General features: G+C 61.0%; 12 protein-coding genes and 2 pseudogenes. 8 read left to right on the forward strand and 6 right to left on the reverse strand.

The window, feature by feature from the left end; genetic code table 11:
- Window positions 1-71 precede the first annotated feature (71 nt).
- The gene (locus BSK43_RS14130) at window positions 72-1334 is read right to left on the reverse strand and encodes an ABC transporter substrate-binding protein (protein WP_136686925.1); all 1263 of its coding nucleotides are present in this window, start codon (window positions 1332-1334) and stop codon (window positions 72-74) included.
- Between the two features lie 329 nt (window positions 1335-1663).
- Between BSK43_RS14130 and BSK43_RS14135 the strand changes: the two genes are divergently transcribed.
- A complete protein-coding gene (locus BSK43_RS14135) occupies window positions 1664-2725 on the forward strand; it encodes a LacI family transcriptional regulator (RefSeq protein ID WP_246662577.1) in 1062 nt (353 codons plus the stop codon).
- 84 nt (window positions 2726-2809) lie between these two features.
- On the opposite strand, the gene BSK43_RS14140 is transcribed toward BSK43_RS14135, so the two are convergent.
- Window positions 2810-3817 carry an AraC family transcriptional regulator gene (locus BSK43_RS14140; RefSeq protein WP_077472944.1) on the reverse strand — a complete coding sequence of 336 codons (1008 nt, stop codon included), beginning with the start codon at window positions 3815-3817 and terminating at the stop codon, window positions 2810-2812.
- 196 nt (window positions 3818-4013) lie between these two features.
- Here BSK43_RS14140 and BSK43_RS14145 point away from each other — a divergent pair.
- The 7 genes and pseudogenes from BSK43_RS14145 (at window position 4014) to lpdA (ending at window position 12160) form a co-directional block, all read left to right on the forward strand.
- Window positions 4014-4780: pseudogene (locus BSK43_RS14145) on the forward strand (3-hydroxyacyl-CoA dehydrogenase).
- 26 nt (window positions 4781-4806) lie between these two features.
- A complete protein-coding gene (locus BSK43_RS14150; RefSeq protein WP_077472930.1) occupies window positions 4807-5994 on the forward strand; it encodes an acetyl-CoA C-acyltransferase in 1188 nt (395 codons plus the stop codon).
- A gap of 24 nt (window positions 5995-6018) precedes the next feature.
- The gene (locus tag BSK43_RS14155) at window positions 6019-7146 is read left to right on the forward strand and encodes an acyl-CoA dehydrogenase family protein (protein WP_077472931.1); all 1128 of its coding nucleotides are present in this window, start codon (window positions 6019-6021) and stop codon (window positions 7144-7146) included.
- 69 nt (window positions 7147-7215) lie between these two features.
- Entirely contained in the window at window positions 7216-8448 is a 1233-nt protein-coding gene (locus BSK43_RS14160; protein ID WP_077472932.1) for a 3-methyl-2-oxobutanoate dehydrogenase (2-methylpropanoyl-transferring) subunit alpha, read from the forward strand.
- A gap of 1 nt (window position 8449) precedes the next feature.
- Window positions 8450-9463 carry an alpha-ketoacid dehydrogenase subunit beta gene (locus BSK43_RS14165; RefSeq protein WP_077472933.1) on the forward strand — a complete coding sequence of 338 codons (1014 nt, stop codon included), beginning with the start codon at window positions 8450-8452 and terminating at the stop codon, window positions 9461-9463.
- Between the two features lie 2 nt (window positions 9464-9465).
- The gene (locus BSK43_RS14170; protein ID WP_077472934.1) at window positions 9466-10767 is read left to right on the forward strand and encodes a dihydrolipoamide acetyltransferase family protein; all 1302 of its coding nucleotides are present in this window, start codon (window positions 9466-9468) and stop codon (window positions 10765-10767) included.
- Window positions 10768-10771: 4 nt separating this feature from the next.
- Window positions 10772-12160, forward strand: coding sequence for a dihydrolipoyl dehydrogenase (lpdA, locus tag BSK43_RS14175; RefSeq protein WP_077472945.1), 1389 nt, complete (start codon window positions 10772-10774; stop codon window positions 12158-12160).
- 52 nt (window positions 12161-12212) lie between these two features.
- Here the strand turns inward: lpdA and BSK43_RS14180 are convergent, their stop codons facing one another.
- From BSK43_RS14180 to BSK43_RS14195, 4 genes and pseudogenes are all read right to left on the reverse strand, one after another.
- Window positions 12213-13025 carry a PIG-L family deacetylase gene (locus tag BSK43_RS14180; RefSeq protein ID WP_077472935.1) on the reverse strand — a complete coding sequence of 271 codons (813 nt, stop codon included), beginning with the start codon at window positions 13023-13025 and terminating at the stop codon, window positions 12213-12215.
- Window positions 13026-13275: 250 nt separating this feature from the next.
- Window positions 13276-16071, reverse strand: coding sequence for an autotransporter outer membrane beta-barrel domain-containing protein (locus BSK43_RS14185; protein ID WP_169055398.1), 2796 nt, complete (start codon window positions 16069-16071; stop codon window positions 13276-13278).
- A 303-nt stretch (window positions 16072-16374) separates the two neighbouring features.
- Window positions 16375-16935 (reverse strand): GNAT family N-acetyltransferase, encoded by a 561-nt coding sequence (locus BSK43_RS14190; protein ID WP_077472937.1) that lies wholly within the window; start codon window positions 16933-16935, stop codon window positions 16375-16377.
- 21 nt (window positions 16936-16956) lie between these two features.
- Window positions 16957-19313, reverse strand: a pseudogene (locus tag BSK43_RS14195) (Orn/Lys/Arg decarboxylase N-terminal domain-containing protein).
- Window positions 19314-19632: the final 319 nt, after the last annotated feature.

Consider the following 19632-nt stretch of genomic DNA (forward strand, 5'->3'; position numbering starts at 1 on the left):
TCCTCCCCGAGGTATGGCCTGCCGTCAGAGGCTTCCCCGCCCAGGCGGGGAAGCCGTTCTCAAACCCGATATCAGCGGGCGTCGTCGATCGCCTGGACGAGCTGGGTGACAGCTTCGTCGGAGGTCTTGATCTGGCCGTGGACGAACTTGGAGACCACGTCCTTATAGGCATTGGCGATTGCCGGAGGCGCGCCATAGCCCTGGGCGAGCGAGCCGAACAGCGTGCCGCCTTCATTGGCGTGCTTCAGGTCGGCAATGCCCTTCTTGCCGCAGGCGTCAAAGGCTGTGTCCGGCACGTCGGTGCGCGAGGGAACCGAACCCTTGACGACGTTGAAGGCCGACTGGAAGCTCTTCGACAGGGTTGCGGTTGCCAGCGCTACCTGGGCGGCCTTGCGGTCGGCGGGAACGTTGAACATGCCGAACATGTCGGAGTTGTAGATCACGCTGCCTTCGGTGCCGGGGAAGCGGTAGCACAGATAGTCGGTGTTCGGGGTCTTCTTGGCGGCGACGAATTCGCCCTTGGCCCAATCGCCCATGACCTGCACGAGGGCATCACCCTTGATGACCATGGCGGTGGCAAGGTTCCAGTCGCGGCCCGAGAAGTTCGGGTCGACATACTTGGTGATCTTGGCCAGGTTATCGAAGGACTTCTTCATCGTGTCGGACTTCAGCGAGGCCTCGTCGAGGTCGTTGAAGGCCTTCTTGTAGAATTCCGGACCGCCGGTCGACAGCACGATCGAATCGAACATCGTCGCTTCCTGCCAATCCTGACCGCCAAGCGCCAGCGGCACGACGCCGGCAGCCTTGGCCTTGTCGAGCAGCGCGATCAGGTCGTCGAAGGTCTTTGGCTGCGTGCCGCCGATCTTGTCCATGACGGCCTTGTTGATCCACAGCCAGTTGACGGAGTGGACGTTGACCGGGGCTGCGACCCACTTGCCCTTGTAGACGGCGAACTTCTGCAAGGCCTTTGGAACCGACTTGTCCCAGCCTTCCTTCTTGGCGGTCTCGGTCAGGTCGCCCATCACGCCTTCCTGGGCATAATCGAGCACGGTATAGCCGAGCATCTGCGACGCGGTCGGATAATTGCCGGCGGCAACCATCGCCTTCAGCGCCGTCATGGCCGCATCGCCGCCACCGCCGGCAACCGGAACGTCCTTCCAGGCATAGCCTTCCTTGGACAGGTCCTGCTTCAGCACGTTCAGCGCCGCAGCCTCGCCACCCGACGTCCACCAGTGCAGCATCTGCACTTCCTTCACATCCGCCGCACGCGCCCCAGCCGCTGCACCGGCAACCGCCAGCGCTACCAAAGCACTCGTCGTCATCAGTCTACGCATGATCTTCCTCCCAATGTTGCAAATCGTCCGAGCGAAGGTCGTCCTCCGCCCCCCGAAAGCCTCCACCGTCAAGCAGAAGCTATTCTGCTGGCGACCCTGTTCGCCGCGAAGCATTTAAAACGTTATAAATAAACTCAAGTCAAGATCCTGATTCCGAATTGCATATTGGGAATAACAGACTGAATAAGCTTGATTTTGTGGGAAAATTCGACAAGTTTTCCCATCAATTTTCTCAGGTATTCGCGCCGCAAACGTTTTCAGAAGCGCATTTGCACTTCGTTTCGAAACAGCGTACAAGGCGGTCACTCCGAGGCAGGCTGAGTATTCCCTTGAAAGACACTTCCGGAAAATCCGCGTCCCTTGCGACGCCAGTGCGCAAAAGCGGCAAGCCGACCCTGCGCACAATTTCCGAAATGACCGGCTTTGCCGTCACAACCGTGTCCCGGGCACTGGGCAATGCGCCGCAGATTTCGATCGAGACGCGCGAGCGTGTCCACGCAGTCGCTGCCCAAATCGGATATCTTCCTGATCGCGCCGCACAGCGCCTGAAGACAGGCAAGACCAACGTCATCGGCATCCTGCTCGATCCGCACGAGGAAATTCTCGGTTACGGAATTTCCATCATGCACGGGCTTGCCAAGGCGCTGAGGAATACCGCTTACCACCTGATCGTGACGCCGAACTTCATCAATGGCAGCAATCTCGACGCCGTACATTACCTGGTGCGCAACGGCATGGTTGACGGATTGCTCTTCTCCCGAACGGAACCGTTCGATCCCCGCGTCCGTCTTCTGCTCGAAAGCGGCTTTCCGTTTGTCACACACGGACGGACGGAGTTCACGGTTGATCATCCATTCGTCGACTACGACAATTTCAGCTTTGCCTATGAGGCAACGAAGCGGCTGGTCGAACGGGGTCGGCGTAAGCCGATGATCATCCTGCCGCCGAGGCGTCTGACCTTCTCGCAGCATCTGCTGCACGGCTTCATGACGGCAGTTCGCGAGGCGGGAGTCGATTACGAGATTCCCGAGGAGATCGACCTGGACTGTCCGGTGGAGCAAATTCGCGACTATATGAGCCGCCGCGCCTCGCAGTCCGGTGCTCCCGATGGCTTTGCCTGCGGTGGCGAGGTTTCGGCCCTGGCGACCATTACCGGCATGGGCGACAATGGCCTCACGCTCGGGGTGGAATATGATGTGGTGGCGAAGCGCACCTCGAAACTGCTGAGCCAGATCCAGCCCAAGGTCGAGACTATCTACGAAGACCTGACCGATACGGGCGAGCGGATGGGGCACGTCCTGCTCGCCTGCATCGCCGGCGATCAGGCCGCCGAAAGACAGGTCTTGCTGAAACCTGAAGTCAGCTTCCCCATGCTTTCGAATGTCGGCTAACTAAAACCTCTTGCGATTATCCGGATTGATGATCGCCAATATCGGATCGCCCTGTCATTTCCGTCGCAATGCCTTCGGGCACAGTCAGCGGTTTCGCGCGACTGTCTCTTTTCGAAAAGCAGCGGGACTTCTTGCGGTCCATTTCCGAAAGGCGCGATGGAAGGCGCTGGGTTCAGAAAAGCCGAGGCGTGTGGCGATCTCCCCGACGCCGAATTCGGTCGTCTGCAGCATCTCGATTGCGAGATCACGGCGGATTTCATCTCTGATGGCGGCATAATTCTGCCCTTCGGCATGCAGGCGATGCCGAAGTGTCGATGGCGACATGCGCATTTGCGCGGCCAGATCATCGAATGCTTTCCACGATGCAGGCGGCATTTGCCTGAGGCGCTGGCGCACATTTGCCGCAAGGCCGGCATCATAGCGGTAGCGCACGAGGATATTGGCCGGCGCGTTGCGCAGAAATTGCTTCAGAGCCTGCTCGTTGCGCGTCACCGGCAGTTTGAGTAGGGAAGCGTCGAATGCGAGCTTGCTGACGGGCTGGGAAAAGCGCACCGATGCCCCGAAAAACTGCCGATAATCGGCGCCATGATCCGGCTCGGCACAGCGAAAATCGACCATTCGCAAAGGAATACGGCGGCCGATGAGCCAGCAGGTAATGCCGTGCAGCAATATCCAGTAGGTCCGGTAGGCAAAGGCGGAGCGCGCATTCGTCAAGTCCGTCAGCACGACATGTGCCAGCCCGTCGGATACCTCGATATGCCCTTTAGGGTCTTCCAGCACGATGTTTAAAAATCGTAGCGCGCGGCGTAGCGCCTGTTCGAGGGTTTTCGCGTGCAGGATACAGTGGCAGAGCAGCGTGAAGCTGCCGCGCCGCATGGGTCTGGCGCCCATGCCGAAGAATTCGTCGTCTATCTCGGCCGCGATCGCAAGCCAGAGCGCACCATAGCTTTCGGCGGAAACTGGCGCATCGATCTGAGGGGACAGGCCCAGCGCCGTCAGTATCTGTTCGGGGGATTTTCCTTGCCGCCGAACGCTGTCGATCGCCTCCCTGACGAAGAAAGGTGATATCATCCGCCGTCCGGCTTCGGTCATCGTCATGCTTTCTGAAACATGGTAAAACTGGCCGATGATTTGAGACGCTTTTGTCATCGAATGCAATATCGTCCGGAGATAGAGTCGGCCGAAGGCGCAAGGCAAATCGCGTCCTGCCGGGAGATGCGATGCTGCAGGCGACTGCATGGCGCTGGAGGCCCCCGGTTGAAATCGACCGCGCTGGAGGAAAGCGACCATGTTGATCCACGGGAAGACCTTCGTCGTTACCGGTGGCGGTTCAGGACTTGGAGCGGCCGTCGCGCGCATGCTGGCAGGCGAGGGCGCGAATGTCGTGATTGCAGATGTCAACGCGGATGCCGGAGCCGCGATTGTCGGCGAGCTCGGCGCCAGTGCCGCCTTCGTCAGAACCGATGTCACGCAGGAGAAAGACGGCCAGGCCGCGGTCGATCTGGCGCTGGAGCGCTTCGGTCATCTGAACGGGCTGGTCAATTGCGCCGGCGTTGCTCCCGGCGAAAAGGTGATCGGCCGCAACGGCCCGCACAAGCTCGACAGCTTTTCCCGCACGATCGGCATCAATCTCATCGGCACCTTCAATATGATCCGGCTCGCTGCGTCCGCCATCGCCAAAGAAGAGCCTGATGCCGAAGGCGAGCGCGGTGTCATCGTCAACACGGCTTCCGTCGCTGCCTTCGACGGACAGATCGGTCAGGCCGCCTATGCGGCTTCCAAGGGCGGCGTTGCTGCCATGACGTTGCCGATCGCGCGCGAATTGGCCCGCAGCGGCATTCGGGTCGTTGCCATCGCGCCAGGCATCTTCGAGACGCCGATGATGGCTGGCATGCCGCAGGAGGTGCAGGATTCGCTGAGCAAGAGCGTGCCCTTTCGCAGCGCTTCGGAAAGCCGGTGGAATTTGCCGCGCTGGTACGCCACATCTGTGAGAACGTCATGCTGAATGGCGAAGTCATCCGCCTCGATGGCGCGTTGCGCATGGCAGCGCACTGAGGCAGGCTCGTTATGGGAGGTTTGATATGAGGCCAGAGGATCCGATCGTCATCGTTGGTGCCGCCCGCACGCCAATGGGCGGCTTCCAGGGAGACCTTAGAGACTGCACCGCGCCGGAACTCGGCGCTGCCGCGATCCGCGCCGTGCTTGAGCGCAGCGGCATTAGCCCGGATGCCGTTGAGGAAGCGGTGTTTGGTTGTGTTCTTCCGGCCGGCCAGGGGCAGGCACCGGCGAGACAGGCAGCGATTGGCGCCGGCTTGCCGTTTGCAGCAGGCGCAACCACCGTCAACAAGATGTGCGGCTCCGGAATGAAGGCAGCCATGCTGGCGCATGATCTCATTGCTGCCGGTAGCGCTTCGATTGCGGTTGCTGGGGGCATGGAGAGCATGACGAATGCGCCTTACCTGCTCGACCGGGCGCGCGGCGGCTACCGGCTCGGGCACGGCCGCGTCATCGACCATATGTTCCTCGACGGGCTCGAAGACGCATACGACAAGGGGCGGCTTATGGGCACCTTCGCCGAGGATTGCGCCGAAGCCTATCAGTTTAACCGCGCAGCACAGGACGACTATGCCGTCACGTCTTTGACCCGTGCCCGCAATGCGATCGAAGAGGGCGCGTTCGACGCCGAGATCGTGCCCGTCACGGTCAAGGCCGCACGATCCGAGACGGTCGTCAGCCAAGACGAGCAGCCTGGCAAGGCGAAGCCGGAGAAGATCCCAACGCTGAAGCCGGCGTTCCGCGAAAACGGCACGGTGACCGCTGCGAACGCCTCTTCTATTTCCGATGGTGCGGCCGCGCTGGTATTGATGCGGCGCTCCCAGGCCGAACGCGAGGGCATCGCGCCGATCGCCACCATCGTCGGCCATTCAACGCATTCGCAGGCCCCCAATCTGTTTGCGACCGCGCCGATCGGCGCGCTGCGCAAGCTTGGCGAACGCACCGGCTGGAGCCTTCGGGATGTCGATCTGTTCGAGATCAACGAAGCCTTTGCTGTGGTGGCCATGGCGGCGATGCGCGATCTCGACTTGCCACACGAAAAGGTCAATGTTCACGGTGGCGCCTGCGCGCTCGGCCATCCGATCGGCGCATCCGGCGCCCGCGTGCTTGTCACCTTGCTTTCCGCGCTCAAGCGCTATGGCATGAAGCGCGGCATGGCGACGCTCTGCATCGGTGGCGGTGAAGCGACTGCGATGGCTATCGAACTGAATTGAACGGTTTCGAGGAGGAGGCCGGATATGATCCTGAGCGAAGACCAGATCCAGATCCGCGATATGGCGCGCGATTTTGCCCGCGAGCGGCTGGCACCGGGTGCGGCTGAGCGCGATGTGAGCAGCCGCTTCCCTCGCGAGGAATTGAAGGAGATGGGCGAGCTTGGCTTTCTCGGCATGCTCGTGCCGGAAGCCTATGGCGGTTCGGAAACGGGCGTGATCGCCTATGCCGTCGCGCTTGAGGAGATCGCCGCCGGTGACGGCCCTTGCTCCACCATCATGAGCGTCCACAGCTCTGTCGGCTGCGTGCCGATCCTGAAATACGGCACGGAGGAGCAGAAGCAGCGCTTCCTGCCGAAACTGGCGAGCGGTGAGTGGATCGGCGGCTTTGCCTTGACCGAGCCGCAGGCCGGCTCCGACGCCTCGAATCTCAAGACCCGGGCTCGTCGCAACGGCGATCATTATGTCATCGACGGTGCCAAGCAGTTCATCACTTCGGGCAAGAACGGCAATGTCATCATCGTCTTTGCCGTCACCGACCCCGATGCGGGCAAGAAGGGCATTTCAGCCTTCATCGTGCCGACCGATACACCCGGCTACGAGGTCGTGCGCGTCGAGCACAAGCTGGGACTGCATTCCTCCGATACATGCCAGATCGCCTTTACCAATATGCGCATCCCAGCCGACAATCGGCTCGGCGAAGAAGGTGACGGCTACAGGATTGCCCTGTCGAACCTGGAGGGAGGGCGCATCGGTATCGCCTCGCAGTCCGTCGGCATGGCGCGTTCGGCTTTCGAGGCGGCGCGCGATTATGCCCGCGAGCGCAAGACGTTCGGTGTGCCGATTATCGATCACCAGGCGGTTGCCTTCCGGCTTGCCGACATGGCGACTCAGATCGAGGTGGCGCGCCAGATGGTGCTGCATGCGGCTCAGTTGAAGGAGGAGGGGCAGCCCTGCCTCACCGAGGCGTCGATGGCCAAGCTCTTTGCCTCGGAAATGGCCGAAAAGGTCTGCTCCGACGCGATCCAGATCCATGGCGGCTACGGATATATGGCGGATTATCCGGTCGAGCGCATCTATCGCGATGTCCGTATCTGCCAGATCTATGAGGGAACAAGCGACGTCCAGCGCATCGTTATCGCACGCAATTTGTAGGATATTTGTGGCTGTGCCTGCCGTGGGGAGCAACGGGCAGGGTGGTCCACAAGGGAGGTATCGCAGCACATGAACGAAGTTCCAAGTCTCAGCCTGCACGTCCCCGAGCCGGCGGTCCGGCCCGGCGGCCAACCGGATTTCTCCAATGTCAAGATCGCCAAAGCCGGCGCAGTACCACGGCCAGAGGTCGACGTGGCGCCGGAAGAGATCCGCGATCTCGCCTATTCCATCATCCGCGTTCTCAACCGCGACGGCGAGGCCGTCGGCCCATGGGCTGGGCTGCTCTCCGACGAGGAGCTGCTGACGGGCCTGCGCAACATGATGAAGCTCAGGGCCTTTGACGCCCGGATGCTGATGGCGCAGCGGCAGGGCAAGACCTCCTTCTATATGCAGCATTTGGGTGAAGAGGCGGTCAGTTCCGCCTTCCGCAAGGCGCTGAACAAGGGGGACATGAATTTCCCGACCTATCGGCAGGCAGGGCTCTTGATCGCCGACGATTACCCGATGGTCGAGATGATGAACCAGATCTACTCGAACGAGGCGGATCCCCTGCGTGGCCGGCAGCTGCCGATCATGTATTCGTCGAAAGACCATGGCTTCTTCACCATCTCCGGCAATCTTGCCACCCAATATGTACAGGCCGTCGGCTGGGCGATGGCGTCGGCCATCAAGAACGACAGCAAGATCGCCGCCGCCTGGATCGGTGACGGCTCGACTGCCGAGTCCGACTTCCATTCCGCGCTGGTCTTTGCCTCCACCTACAAAGCGCCCGTCATCCTCAACATCGTCAACAACCAGTGGGCCATCTCGACCTTCCAGGGCATTGCGCGCGGCGGCTCCGGCACCTTTGCCGCCCGCGGCCTGGGCTTCGGCATTCCTGCATTGCGTGTCGATGGCAATGATTACCTGGCTGTTTATGCCGTCGCCAAATGGGCGGCCGAGCGCGCGCGTCGCAATCTCGGCCCGACGCTGATCGAATATGTCACCTACCGCGTCGGCGCCCATTCCACCTCGGATGATCCGAGCGCCTATCGGCCGAAAACCGAATCCGAGGCATGGCCGCTCGGTGATCCGGTGTTGCGGCTGAAGAAGCATCTGATCGTGCGCGGCGCCTGGTCGGAAGAGCGCCACGCTCAGGCGGAAGCGGAAATCCTGGACGAGGTCATCGAGGCACAGAAGCAGGCCGAAAGCCACGGCACGCTTCATGCCGGCGGCAAGCCATCCGTGCGCGACATCTTCGAAGGCGTCTATGCGGAAATGCCCCCGCATATCCGTCGCCAGCGACAGAAGGCAGGATACTGACATGGCAAGAATGACAATGATCGAGGCCGTGCGCAGCGCCATGGACGTCTCGATGGGACGAGATGACGATGTCGTCGTCTTCGGCGAAGATGTCGGTTATTTCGGCGGGGTTTTCCGCGCCACGCAGGGGCTGCAGGCCAAGTACGGCAAGACCCGCTGCTTCGATGCGCCGATCAACGAATCCGGCATTCTCGGCACGGCGATCGGCATGGCTGCCTATGGCTTGAAGCCCTGCGTCGAGATCCAGTTTGCCGACTATATGTATCCGGCCTATGACCAGATCACCCAGGAGGCAGCGCGCATCCGTTATCGTTCCAACGGTGACTTTACCTGCCCGATCGTCGTGCGCATGCCGACCGGCGGCGGCATCTTCGGTGGGCAGACACACAGCCAGAGCCCCGAAGCGCTGTTCACCCATGTCTGCGGATTGAAGGTGATTGTTCCCTCCAACCCCTACGATGCCAAGGGCCTGCTGATCGCGGCGATCGAGGACCCCGACCCGGTGATGTTCCTCGAACCCAAGCGGCTCTATAACGGCCCCTTCGACGGCCATCACGAGCGGCCTGTTACGCCCTGGTCGAAACATGATCTCGGCGAGGTTCCGGAAGGGCACTATACGATCCCGATCGGCAAGGCGGAGATCCGCCGGTCCGGCAGCGCCGTCACGGTCGTCGCCTATGGCACCATGGTGCATGTGGCGCTCGCCGCGGCGGAGGAAACGGGTATCGATGCCGAGGTGATCGACCTGCGCAGCCTGCTGCCGCTCGACCTCGATACCATCGTCCAATCGGTGAAGAAGACCGGCCGCTGCGTCGTTGTGCATGAGGCGACGCTCACCTCAGGCTTCGGCGGCGAAATTGCTTCGCTGGTTCAGGAGCACTGCTTCTACAGTCTCGAAGCGCCGATCGTGCGCGTAACCGGTTGGGACACGCCTTATCCGCATGCACAGGAATGGGACTATTTCCCCGGCCCAGCCCGTGTCGGCCGGGCGCTCAAAGAAGTGATGGAGGGCTGAAGATGGGTGAGTTCGTCATCAAGATGCCCGATGTGGGTGAAGGCGTAGCCGAGGCCGAGCTGGTCGAATGGCATGTCAAGCTGGGCGACCCGGTCCGCGAGGACATGGTGCTTGCCGCTGTGATGACCGACAAGGCGACGGTGGAAATACCCTCGCCGGTTGAAGGGGTCGTGCTCTGGCTCGGCGCTGACGTCGGTGACACGGTCGCCGTCAAGGCGCCGCTCTTGCGTATCCAGGTCGCTGGTGAGGATGGGAGTGCAGCCGAAGCGGCGCCCTCCACTACGGCTGAACCGTCCGCGACGGTCGAGCCGGCCAAAGACAAGCCCGCGGAGGCTAAGCCGGCGCCGCCGCCGCAGGCCAGATCCGCCGCCGAGACCAAAGTCATTCAGCCGGAAAAAATCCCAGAGCGCCCCATCGCTCGCGAGCCGACGGAGCGGCCGGTTGCGTCTCCCGCCGTCCGGCTGCGTGCCCAGGAAGCTGGTGTCGATTTGCGCCAGGTGCCCGGCACCGGCCCGGCCGGCCGCATCACCCATGACAATCTCGACCAGTTCATAGCGCGTGGCATCCAGCCCGTTATTGTTCAGACCGGCCCCGCCCGCAAGACCGATGTCGAGGAGATCAAGCTCACAGGCCTCCGCCGCCGCATCGCCGAGAAGATGCGTCTTGCAAGCTCGCGCATTCCCCACATCACCTATGTCGAGGAGGTCGATGTCAGTGACCTCGAGGATCTGCGCGCGACGATGAATGCCGGCCGCAAGCCCGATCAGCCGAAGCTGACTATCCTGCCCTTCCTGATGCGGGCGCTGGTCAAGACGATTGGCGAGCAGCCGGGTGTCAACGCCACATTCGACGACGACGCGGGTATCGTCACCCGCTACGGCGCTATCCATATCGGCATTGCCACGCAGACACCATCCGGCCTGACCGTACCCGTTGTCCGGCATGCTGAGGCCCGGTCGATCTGGGATACGGCCGCCGAACTCGTGCGTCTTGCCGAGGCTGCCCGCAATGGCACCGCTGCCCGCGAGGAGCTGTCCGGTTCCACGATCACCATCTCCTCGCTCGGGGCACTCGGCGGCATCGTGACCACGCCGATCATCAACCATCCGGAAGTGGCGATCGTCGGCGTCAACAAGATCATGACACGGCCCGTCTGGGACGGCACCCAGTTCGTCCCGCGCAAGATGATGAACCTCTCGTCGAGCTTCGACCATCGGATCGTCGACGGCTGGGATGCGGCCGTCTTCGTCCAACGGATCAAGGCGTTGCTCGAAACCCCCGCGCTGATTTTTATTGAAGGCTGATGGCATGAAAGAGATCGTCTGCAAGCTTCTCGTCATCGGCGCCGGCCCTGGCGGTTATATCTGCGCCATTCGCGCCGGCCAGCTCGGCGTCGACACCGTTATCGTCGAATCGACGAAGGCCGGTGGCACCTGCCTGAATGTCGGCTGCATCCCCTCCAAGGCGCTCATCCATGCGGCCGAGGAATTCGACAAGGTCCGCCACATGACAGGTCCCAACGTTCTCGGCATCACCGTCGAGGCGCCGAAGCTCGATCTCGCCCAGACGATCCGCTGGAAGGACGGCATCGTCGGCCGGCTGAACAGCGGCGTGCTTGGCCTTCTGCGCAAGGCCAAGGTCAAGATCGTGCATGGGCAGGCGAAGTTCCGCGATGGCAAGACCGTCGAGGTCGACACCGAGACCGGAATCCAGGTCATCCGCGCAGAAACAGTTGTCATCGCCACGGGCTCCGAACCGGTCGAATTGCCGTCACTGCCTTTTGGCGGTGCGATCCTCTCGTCCACCGAAGCGCTGGCGCTGACGAGCGTTCCGGCCACGCTCGCCGTCGTCGGCGGCGGCTATATCGGCCTGGAGCTCGGCACTGCCTTCGCCAAGCTGGGCTCGCAGGTGACGGTGGTGGAGGCGATGCCGCAGATCCTGCCGCAATACGACGTCGAACTCGTCAAGCCGGTTGTCAAACGGCTGAATGAACTTGGCGTACGGGTGGTGACAGGCGCAAAGGCCAAGGGTTATTCAGGAGAGGCCTTGCTGATCGAGACCGCCGCCGGTGAGGAGGAGCGGATTGCTGCGGACAAGGTGCTCGTGACAGTCGGCCGCAAGCCGCGCACCGAAGGATCGGGTCTCGAAGAACTGGAACTCGATCGCGCCGGCCGCTTCATTCGCATCGACGAGCGCTGCCGCACATCCATGCGCGGCGTCTACGCGATCGGCGACGTCACCGGGGAGCCGATGCTGGCCCACCGCGCCATGGCGCAGGGCGAGATGGTGGCCGAGATCGTTGCCGGCCGCAAGCGCGCCTGGGACAAGCGCGCCGTACCGGCGGTCTGCTTCACCGACCCGGAGATCGTCACCGCGGGGCTTTCACCGGACGAGGCTCGCGCGCAGGGCTATGAAATCCGCGTCGGCGTCTTCCCCTTCAGCGCCAATAGCCGCGCGATGACGACCCAGTCGGAAGACGGGTTCGTGCGTGCCGTGGCGCGGGCCGATACCAATCTGGTGCTTGGTCTGCAGGCGGTCGGTGTCGGGGTCTCCGAACTGTCGAGCGACTTTTCCCTGGCGCTCGAAATGGGCGCGCGACTGGAGGATATCGCCGGCACGATCCATGCTCATCCCACTCGCAGCGAAGCCTTGCAGGAAGCGGCATTGAAAGCGCTGGGCCATGCCCTGCACATCTGAGCCAACCTCTCGGTCATACAGGCGCGCGAAGTTGCAGATTCATCGGCATGGATCAGGCCTTCACGCCTTCAACCGGCCAGAAGCGTTCCTTGAAACCGCTCTTTGTGTCTGCGCCCATATAGTGTCGCAGTTCCACTTCTGCGTCGAGGCCGGGAAAAATCTCGGCAATCTGTGAAGCGTATTTCATGATAGCCGCGAATTTGGGTTCGAAGTCGACTTCGACATCCACCGGGTCCTTGAGCTTCCAGGTGGTTCTTTCAAGCGCCGCAGGAACGTTGTCGGGAAAATCTCGGGGAAATAGTCCTGCGGAATAGGGAATGTCTTCGTATAGATAGACATCCGCATTCCATCCCGGATACCCGTCCTTGAACGCTTGCGACGTAATGATATGGTCAACATGGCGGCCGACCGTCAGCGGGCATAGAATCATGTTTGGGCGAACCGTCCGAACCCAATCGGCGAGCAATGCGCGCAGTGGCTCCCAAACAATGTCCTTGGGGTTCGGGGGCGAAAAGACGGCCTTCCGGTTGACATAGAGGAAGTCGCCATTGCCGTCTCTGCGATAGATGGCATCCAGCAAGCCACCGTGAATATAGTCCGCGCCCAGCGACTGCACGGAAGCGACATCTTCCTTGCAGCGCAACTCGTAGGGCTTGGGGCCCAGGGCCCACCATTCATGCAGTTCCTGCACAAAGGGAGATGGCTCGCCGTCAAACTGAGCATCGGCCGTGAAAATGGTGGCCGCCACAACGGAAACACCGTTCTTTACCGCCGTGTCCATGAAGCCACCGGCACTCAGCACGGCATCGTCGAGATGAGGTGACAGAATGAGAACACGATCATCTTTGTTAAGCTTATTCAGCATTTTAACGATCCATTTCGCCGACGAATGAATTTGGCTTTGAACGTCCGAGCAATTGAACAGGCTGGCTCAGGCGGCTGTGCCTAATCCGGCATAGCAAGTTATCGGGCCGTTGATAAGCATCACCTTGGGTGAGGGTTCATGGGGACGACGGATAGATGAATCGGCGCCGTCATTGGCGCGCCGCCACTATAACCACATGGTGATCAGGAGGCCGCGCTTGTTGGGACCTGGATCTCGGTAGTGCCTCGCTCTACCACTTCAAACGTAGCCCGACATTGCCTTCGAACAGGCGTTGATGCTCGCCGCTGACGTCGAATTTATAGTCCGCCGTTGCAAAGGCGCTCCACGATGTGTTGAAGGCATAGACCAGGCCGCCGCCAAGCTCGACCGACGTGCCCTTTGTCGAGGTATTCATCGGGTCGGCACCAAATCGTACCGTGTCGGTGGTGTCGAAGTTGTGCCAGAGATTGGCCTTCAGATAGGGTTGAAGCAGACCGTTGGGGGTCTGGAAGTTGCCTTGCAGGCGCGCGCCCAGCCGCCCGGTCCAGCTTTTGTCCGAGCCGAATGAGACGGTTGAATAGGCATCGCGCTTGTCGTCTAGCAAGATGTCCTGCCAAATCAGCTGTGCCTGCGGCTCGAGAGACCAATTGCTGGCGAGTGCGATCGGATAACCGCCTTCCAACGATGCGGTGAACCCGCTTCCTCCAATATCGATTCCGGTTCCGCCGATCGAGTTGGCATCGCCACCGAACCAGGTGCCCATCAGCACGCCATCGAGATACCAGCCGGACGGGCCGATATGGGTCCAATAGGCGCCAAAGCTGTTTGCATCCAGGTTGAATTTGCCGGTCTTTACATTGTTCCAGCCAACTGCCTGGCCGGTGACATCCGCGCTGAGATTGGCATAGCCGTAGAACAAGCCGGCGATATCGCGATTACCATCGTTGCTCTCATGGCTGAGAATATCCAGGCCGGTTTGCAGGCCCCAAAGCGATCCTTCGATCGACGGTGACACGGAACCCGCCCAGCCCTGATCGACATGTTCGCCGAAAGCGCGACCCCAGGCTGCCGAGACATTGTCACCCGGCGTCAAGGCGCTTTGCTCGCCGCGGCGCTCGTGAAACGTACCCAGTGTCGTGAGCGTTGCGATCTGCGCTGCCGGCGGGAGCGCCGTGTAGGTTGCCACCTCCGGGCGGATCAAGGGGATGACCTCGACATCGACGCCGCCGATATTTATGATTTTGGGAGAGATGGGGGTTGCCCCCGGATTCGGCGGTTTCGGCGATGGATTGTCGGGTGTCGCGATTGGCGGCTGGATAACAGAGGTCTCACCTCCGGGCGGCGTGACCAAAATGGGTGTTTCGGGATCCGGGTCGGTCGGGGTTGGCTCTGGAGCGACATAGGCGGAGCGCAGATACCAGTTATTGCTCGTACCGGTACTGATGCCACCCTTAAAGAGGTAATATTCGTAGGCGCCGGCAGCAGCCCGGCCGTTCAGATAAAATGCGTTGCTGCTGGCCGTGGCGCCGTTCAATGCCTGCACAACGTTGATGCCATCGACCATCGTGGCTGCACCGCCGCCGCCGAAATTATTGACTGTGATGGCCGTCGTACCCGATGCGGTCCCGCCGTCGATCACCAGCCTATCGGAGGCGGACGCATCGCCGCCGAGTACGGTGTTGAGGAGGAGGGAGCCGCCAGAGCCGACATAATTTCCAACGACGGTGAGGCTGTTCGCCGCCTGTGAGCCGCCATTGGTCAGGTCGATAACGCCTGAATTGGTCAGTGTCACGGCGGGGCCGCCCGGGTAGGGTGTAATCGAAGGATTGAAACCGGCGCCGGCGAGCAGACTGGCACCGGATGAGACCGTGACATTGCCTGTCAGATCCTTCTGCAGCTGAAATGTGCCGTTCTGGATGAAGCTGTCGCGGAAGTCGCCGGTGCCGGCCCATGTCCAATCCGTGCCGGTCATGTAGAGTGTCTGGAAATTGGTGAAGGCGTTGTCGATCACGCCCTGGCCCTGAAGCGTGACCTTGTTGCTTCCGCCGCCGCCATTGGCGGTTCCGATCATCTTCGAGCCGGTTTGAAGTGTCAGGTCTATATTGCCGTTTCCGCCGCTGATGGCAAAGCCGTTGCCGCCGCTGAGAAGCCCCGCATTGGTAATGGCGGTTTGTCCGTTCAGCGTGCGAATGGCGGGACCCTGATCGCTGATGATCTGGCCGCCAGCAAGATTGATGATCGTAGCGGTGAACGACGAGCCGAGCGTGTTGGAGAAGACGCCGTCCGACGGCAGGCTGCCCGAGGCCGCGCCGCCGGTTGCATGGATGATGCCGCTGTTCACCAAGGTGCCGTTGCCGCCCTGAATATAGACTGTCGGCGAGCTGTTTCCGCTCGTGGTCAGCGTACCTGTGTTGGTGACCGTGCCGTTGGCGCCGAGAATGGAAACGGCGCGCGCATTACTGCCGCTGGTCGATACAGAACCATTATTGATAATGGTGTTGTTGGGAGAGCCGCCCCCACTTTGGCCCCAACTCGCCGTCATGCCATAGGCATTCGGTCCTGTCGTCGTAATCGAGCCATTGTTGATGAGTGTGTTGCCGCCGCCGTCGGCCGCCATGCCGTCATTGTATTGGCCAGTGTTGCTGATCGAACCATTATTGGTGATGGTGTTATTGCTGCCGGTACCGACGAGACCCGCGCCGCGATTGAGGCCGCTGCTGCCCGATCCTGTAAGAGAAATACTGCCGTCATTGACGATGGTACTGGAATCGGCGACGCGCGCGCCGGCATTGGCGGTTGGCGAGCGGACGACAGTCACAATCGCGCCGCCGAGAATGTCGATCGTGACGTTGGAGCTGCCGGCGGCTCCATAGACCCCGGTGGTGACCGGATTGGGCGAGCTCGAGTCGCAGGTGGCTGTCTGGCCATTCGTAGGAGTGAAACTACTGCATGCCGCCTGCGCGACTTCAGGGGATGCGATGCTTGCCCCCATTAAAAGCGTGGCTTTAAGGCAAGTGTAGCGGAATTTCCGAACTGAATTCGTCATACGGCGCATCGCCCCCCGGCTGCACTAGGTACTTCCAACCGATGTTTCAGTTTCTCCTTTGCAATCTAAGAGCATAGGTGAAGATTCGTATCAACTAAAAAAGATAAAACTAATTATATGTATACGAAAGCCGCGCGGCGCTGCCGGTGGGCTAGGCCGCTCGAGTATAGGAATTGTTGATGACCATCGGCTCGCCTGGCGCACGAGGGAGGGTTGCGCCAAGGATGGATCTGCCCTGACGCCGAGATATATCCGTGCCTGCCCCGCCGCCTGGAGTGATCAGATCACGCCAGTTCCTTCGCTTCAGCGAGTGGAAAGCGCTGGAGGTGGCGGTGGAGTTGTGGAGCCGGAGCCGAGCGAGCGCTGGACCATGACGCTGTCCGCCCAGTGACCGTAACGATAAGCCACGCCCGGCAACAGGCCGACGCGAATGAAGCCGAAGCGTTCGTGAAGGGCGAGCGAAGCGGCATTGTCGGCGTCGATATAGCCGATCATCTGCCTGAAGCCGGCCGCGGCGCAGGCGTCGATCAGCCCGCGCATGAGCAGGCTGCCGACACCCTGGCCGACATGGTCGTGATGCACGTAGATCGAGTGCTTGACGGTGTAGCGATAGGCCGGGCGTTTGCGGAAGAGGACGACGTAGGCATAGCCCACGACCTTTTCACCGACGACTGCGACGACATGCGGGAACCGGCGGTTCTTCAGATTTTTGCGCCGGTCCCTGAGATCGTCGGGTTGGGGGGTGTCGTTGTCGTCCACCCCATCCTCGACGCCGCGGCGAATGTGGCGACGATAGATCGCCAGCATGGCATCGACGTCGCCTTCGCGCGACGGGCGAATGATGATTGCTTTGTCCTGCTCCATGATCGAACCTGAATTCCCGGCCTATTCCGCAACGACATAGGTATAAAGCCGGATGCGGCCGATGAATCAATCTCGCGATAAAGCCCCTGAATCTCGACGTCAAAGCCGGGGAAGAGATTGAAGCAGGTTTCGAACATCTTGAGATAATCGAGCATGGGCTTTGCTTCATCCGTCAGACGTTCGCCCGGCACGATGGTGGCGATACCAGGCGGATAGACGACGAAGGGCGTCGTCGCGATGCGGCCGGCGATGGCGTCGATCGGCAGATAGTCGACATCGTTGCGCACCAGGCAGCGTGCGGCGTCATGCGGCGACAGCGCGATCGGTGGCAGGTGGGCGGCGGAAAACTGCATCGTCTGCAGCGCGCTGACATTGGCCTGGCCGAAGAAACCATGCATTTCCGTGCACAGATCGCGCAGTCGCACACCCGCATAGCGGCTTGGCCGGCGGCGATAGAATTCCGGGATTACCTCCTCCAGCAGCGCATTGTCGTCGTACAGCTTCTTGAAGGCGACGAGGCCGCTGATCAGGGTGCCGGCCTTGCTGGCCTCGACCCCGGGGGTCAGCAGGAACAGCAGCGAATTGAGGTCGTTCTTTTCCGCCACGATTCGGTTTTCGCGCAGATACTGCGCGACGACGGGGGCTGGGATGCCATGCTCGGTATATTGGCCGGTTGCCCGGTCAAAGCCGGGGGTGAGGAGCGTGAGCTTGTTCGGATCGGTCATGGCAAAGCCCGGCTCCATGCCTGAAAAGCCGTGCCATGCCGCGCCGGGTGTCAGGTGCCAGAAGGCCGGATTGGTGGCGAGCTGGTCGGTGGCGACGCTCTCCCAAGGCACGTCATGCACCGCGCCGGGGCTCGATACATCCGGGATCGCCACGCGATCCGGCACGAAAGGTTCGAAGAACCAACGACGCTCCGGGCGGTGTTCCTTCTCTTCGAACTCGCGGCGCACGGCACGGATCTTCTTGCGCAGTTCGATGCCGAGGCGGATCGTGTCGTCCCAGAGCACTTCGCCGGAACGCCCCTTCATCATCTGCGCGCCGACGTCGAGCGAGGCAAACAGCGGATAGAAGGGCGAGGTCGAGGCGTGCTGCATGAAGCTTTCGTTGAAGCGGCGATGCTCGACGCGGCGCTTCTGACCGGTGATATGCCGGTCCTTCATGTGGATCTGGGAGGCCTGCGAGAAGCTCGCCAGCTGCTTGTGGGTGGATTGCGTGGCGATGATACCAGGCGCATCGGGGCCGAGATCGGCAAGGCCCATGGCAAAGCGCCCGGCATAGAGCGGATGAAACTTCATGAAGCCGGCCCAGGCCTCGTCGAAGAGGATATAGTCGCACAGATGTCCGATGCGCTTCAGGATCATCTCGGCATTGTGGATCGTGCCGTCATAGGTGCATTGTTCCACCACCGCGACGCGGAACGGGCGCGGCTTCTTGTGGGCTTCGGGATCTTTCACGAGTGGATGCGTGCGGATGCGTTCCCGTAAGGCCTCTTCGTCCATCGCCGCGAAATCCATGGGACCGATCAGTCCGTGGACGTTGCGGATGGTCGGCAGGTAAACGGGAATGCCGCCGGAGATCATCAAGGCGCCATGATGGGCGGCCTTGTGATTGTTGCGATCGAACAGCACGAGATCGCCGTCGGTCACCAGCGCGGAAAGCGCAACCTTGTTGGAAGTGGAGGTGCCGTTGAGCACGAAATAGGTCTTCTCGGCGCCGAAGATCTTCGCCGCTTCCTTCTGCGCAGCCAGCGCAGGGCCCTCGTGGGTCAGGAGATCGCCGAGGTCGAGCACGGAATTGTCGAGGTCGTCGCGGAACACTGCTTCGCCGAGGTGCTCCATGAAGACACGGCCGATGGGGCTGCGGCTGTAGAAGATGCCGCCATTATGTCCCGGGCAGGTCCAGAGATGGTTACCCTCTTCGGCATAATCGACCAGCGCGCCGAAAAACGGCGTTTTCAGCGTCTCGGCATATTGCTTGAGCCGGCTGATGAGGCTCTTGGCGATGAAGGCAGGCGTTTCCTCGGACAGGAAGACATAGCCGTCAATGAAATCGAGCACTTCTACCGGCACATCCTCGAAGCGCTTGCGGCGGATCAGCAGGATGATCGGGAATTCAAGGCCGCGCCGGCGCATGAGGTTGATGAGCGAGGCCGTCTTGCCCTCAAGCCCCTTCTTGCCCCAGTCGACCAGCATGCAGCCGATGGCGGCGTCCGTTTGCACGGCAATTTCCGCATCTTCGAGATTGCGCGCGCGCACCACTTCGAAGCCGGAGCGTTCGATTTCCTCGACGATCTGATTGTAGCGGGCGCCCTCCAGATCCTCGCTGTCGAAAGCCGGCGTTGCGAATAGAAAGTTGAAACGTCTGAAATAATCCATCTGGGTATCCGCTCCTGATCCGGCACGAGGTGTCGACGCATTTCATGACATGGTTGTGACAGAGTACCTCATGTCCGAAGCATCTGTGCAGAATGGCATTTTGCCGTTCATTTAGAGCGCTTGCGCAACCTGGGAAATGGTGAGGCGACAACAGGGCTTGGCTTGTATCATTCCGACGAAATACTGGCGGTAACCGGATCGAGCGGCAGATGGAAGAGACAGCAAATTCCCGCCGATTGCAGGCTTTACAGATGGTTATTTCAACGCTGTTGTGAAAAATAGAACACTAATTCCATAGGCTATATTGGAATAGCGGGGC

This window comes from Rhizobium sp. P44RR-XXIV (genome assembly GCF_001999485.2).
GTDB lineage: Bacteria > Pseudomonadota > Alphaproteobacteria > Rhizobiales > Rhizobiaceae > Rhizobium.

Bases quoted from the DNA above. Each gene is read 5' to 3' on its own strand.
- BSK43_RS14130 (WP_136686925.1), bottom strand. From the start codon at position 1,334: ATGCGTAGACTGATGACGACGAGTGCTTTGGTAGCGCTGGCGGTTGCC.
- BSK43_RS14140 (WP_077472944.1), bottom strand. From the start codon at position 3,817: ATGACCGAAGCCGGACGGCGGATGATATCACCTTTCTTCGTCAGGGAG.
- BSK43_RS14150 (WP_077472930.1), top strand. From the start codon at position 4,807: ATGAGGCCAGAGGATCCGATCGTCATCGTTGGTGCCGCCCGCACGCCA.
- BSK43_RS14155 (WP_077472931.1), top strand. From the start codon at position 6,019: ATGATCCTGAGCGAAGACCAGATCCAGATCCGCGATATGGCGCGCGAT.
- BSK43_RS14160 (WP_077472932.1), top strand. From the start codon at position 7,216: ATGAACGAAGTTCCAAGTCTCAGCCTGCACGTCCCCGAGCCGGCGGTC.
- BSK43_RS14165 (WP_077472933.1), top strand. From the start codon at position 8,450: ATGGCAAGAATGACAATGATCGAGGCCGTGCGCAGCGCCATGGACGTC.
- BSK43_RS14170 (WP_077472934.1), top strand. From the start codon at position 9,466: ATGGGTGAGTTCGTCATCAAGATGCCCGATGTGGGTGAAGGCGTAGCC.
- lpdA (WP_077472945.1), top strand. From the start codon at position 10,772: ATGAAAGAGATCGTCTGCAAGCTTCTCGTCATCGGCGCCGGCCCTGGC.
- BSK43_RS14180 (WP_077472935.1), bottom strand. From the start codon at position 13,025: ATGCTGAATAAGCTTAACAAAGATGATCGTGTTCTCATTCTGTCACCT.
- BSK43_RS14185 (WP_169055398.1), bottom strand. From the start codon at position 16,071: ATGACGAATTCAGTTCGGAAATTCCGCTACACTTGCCTTAAAGCCACG.
- BSK43_RS14190 (WP_077472937.1), bottom strand. From the start codon at position 16,935: ATGGAGCAGGACAAAGCAATCATCATTCGCCCGTCGCGCGAAGGCGAC.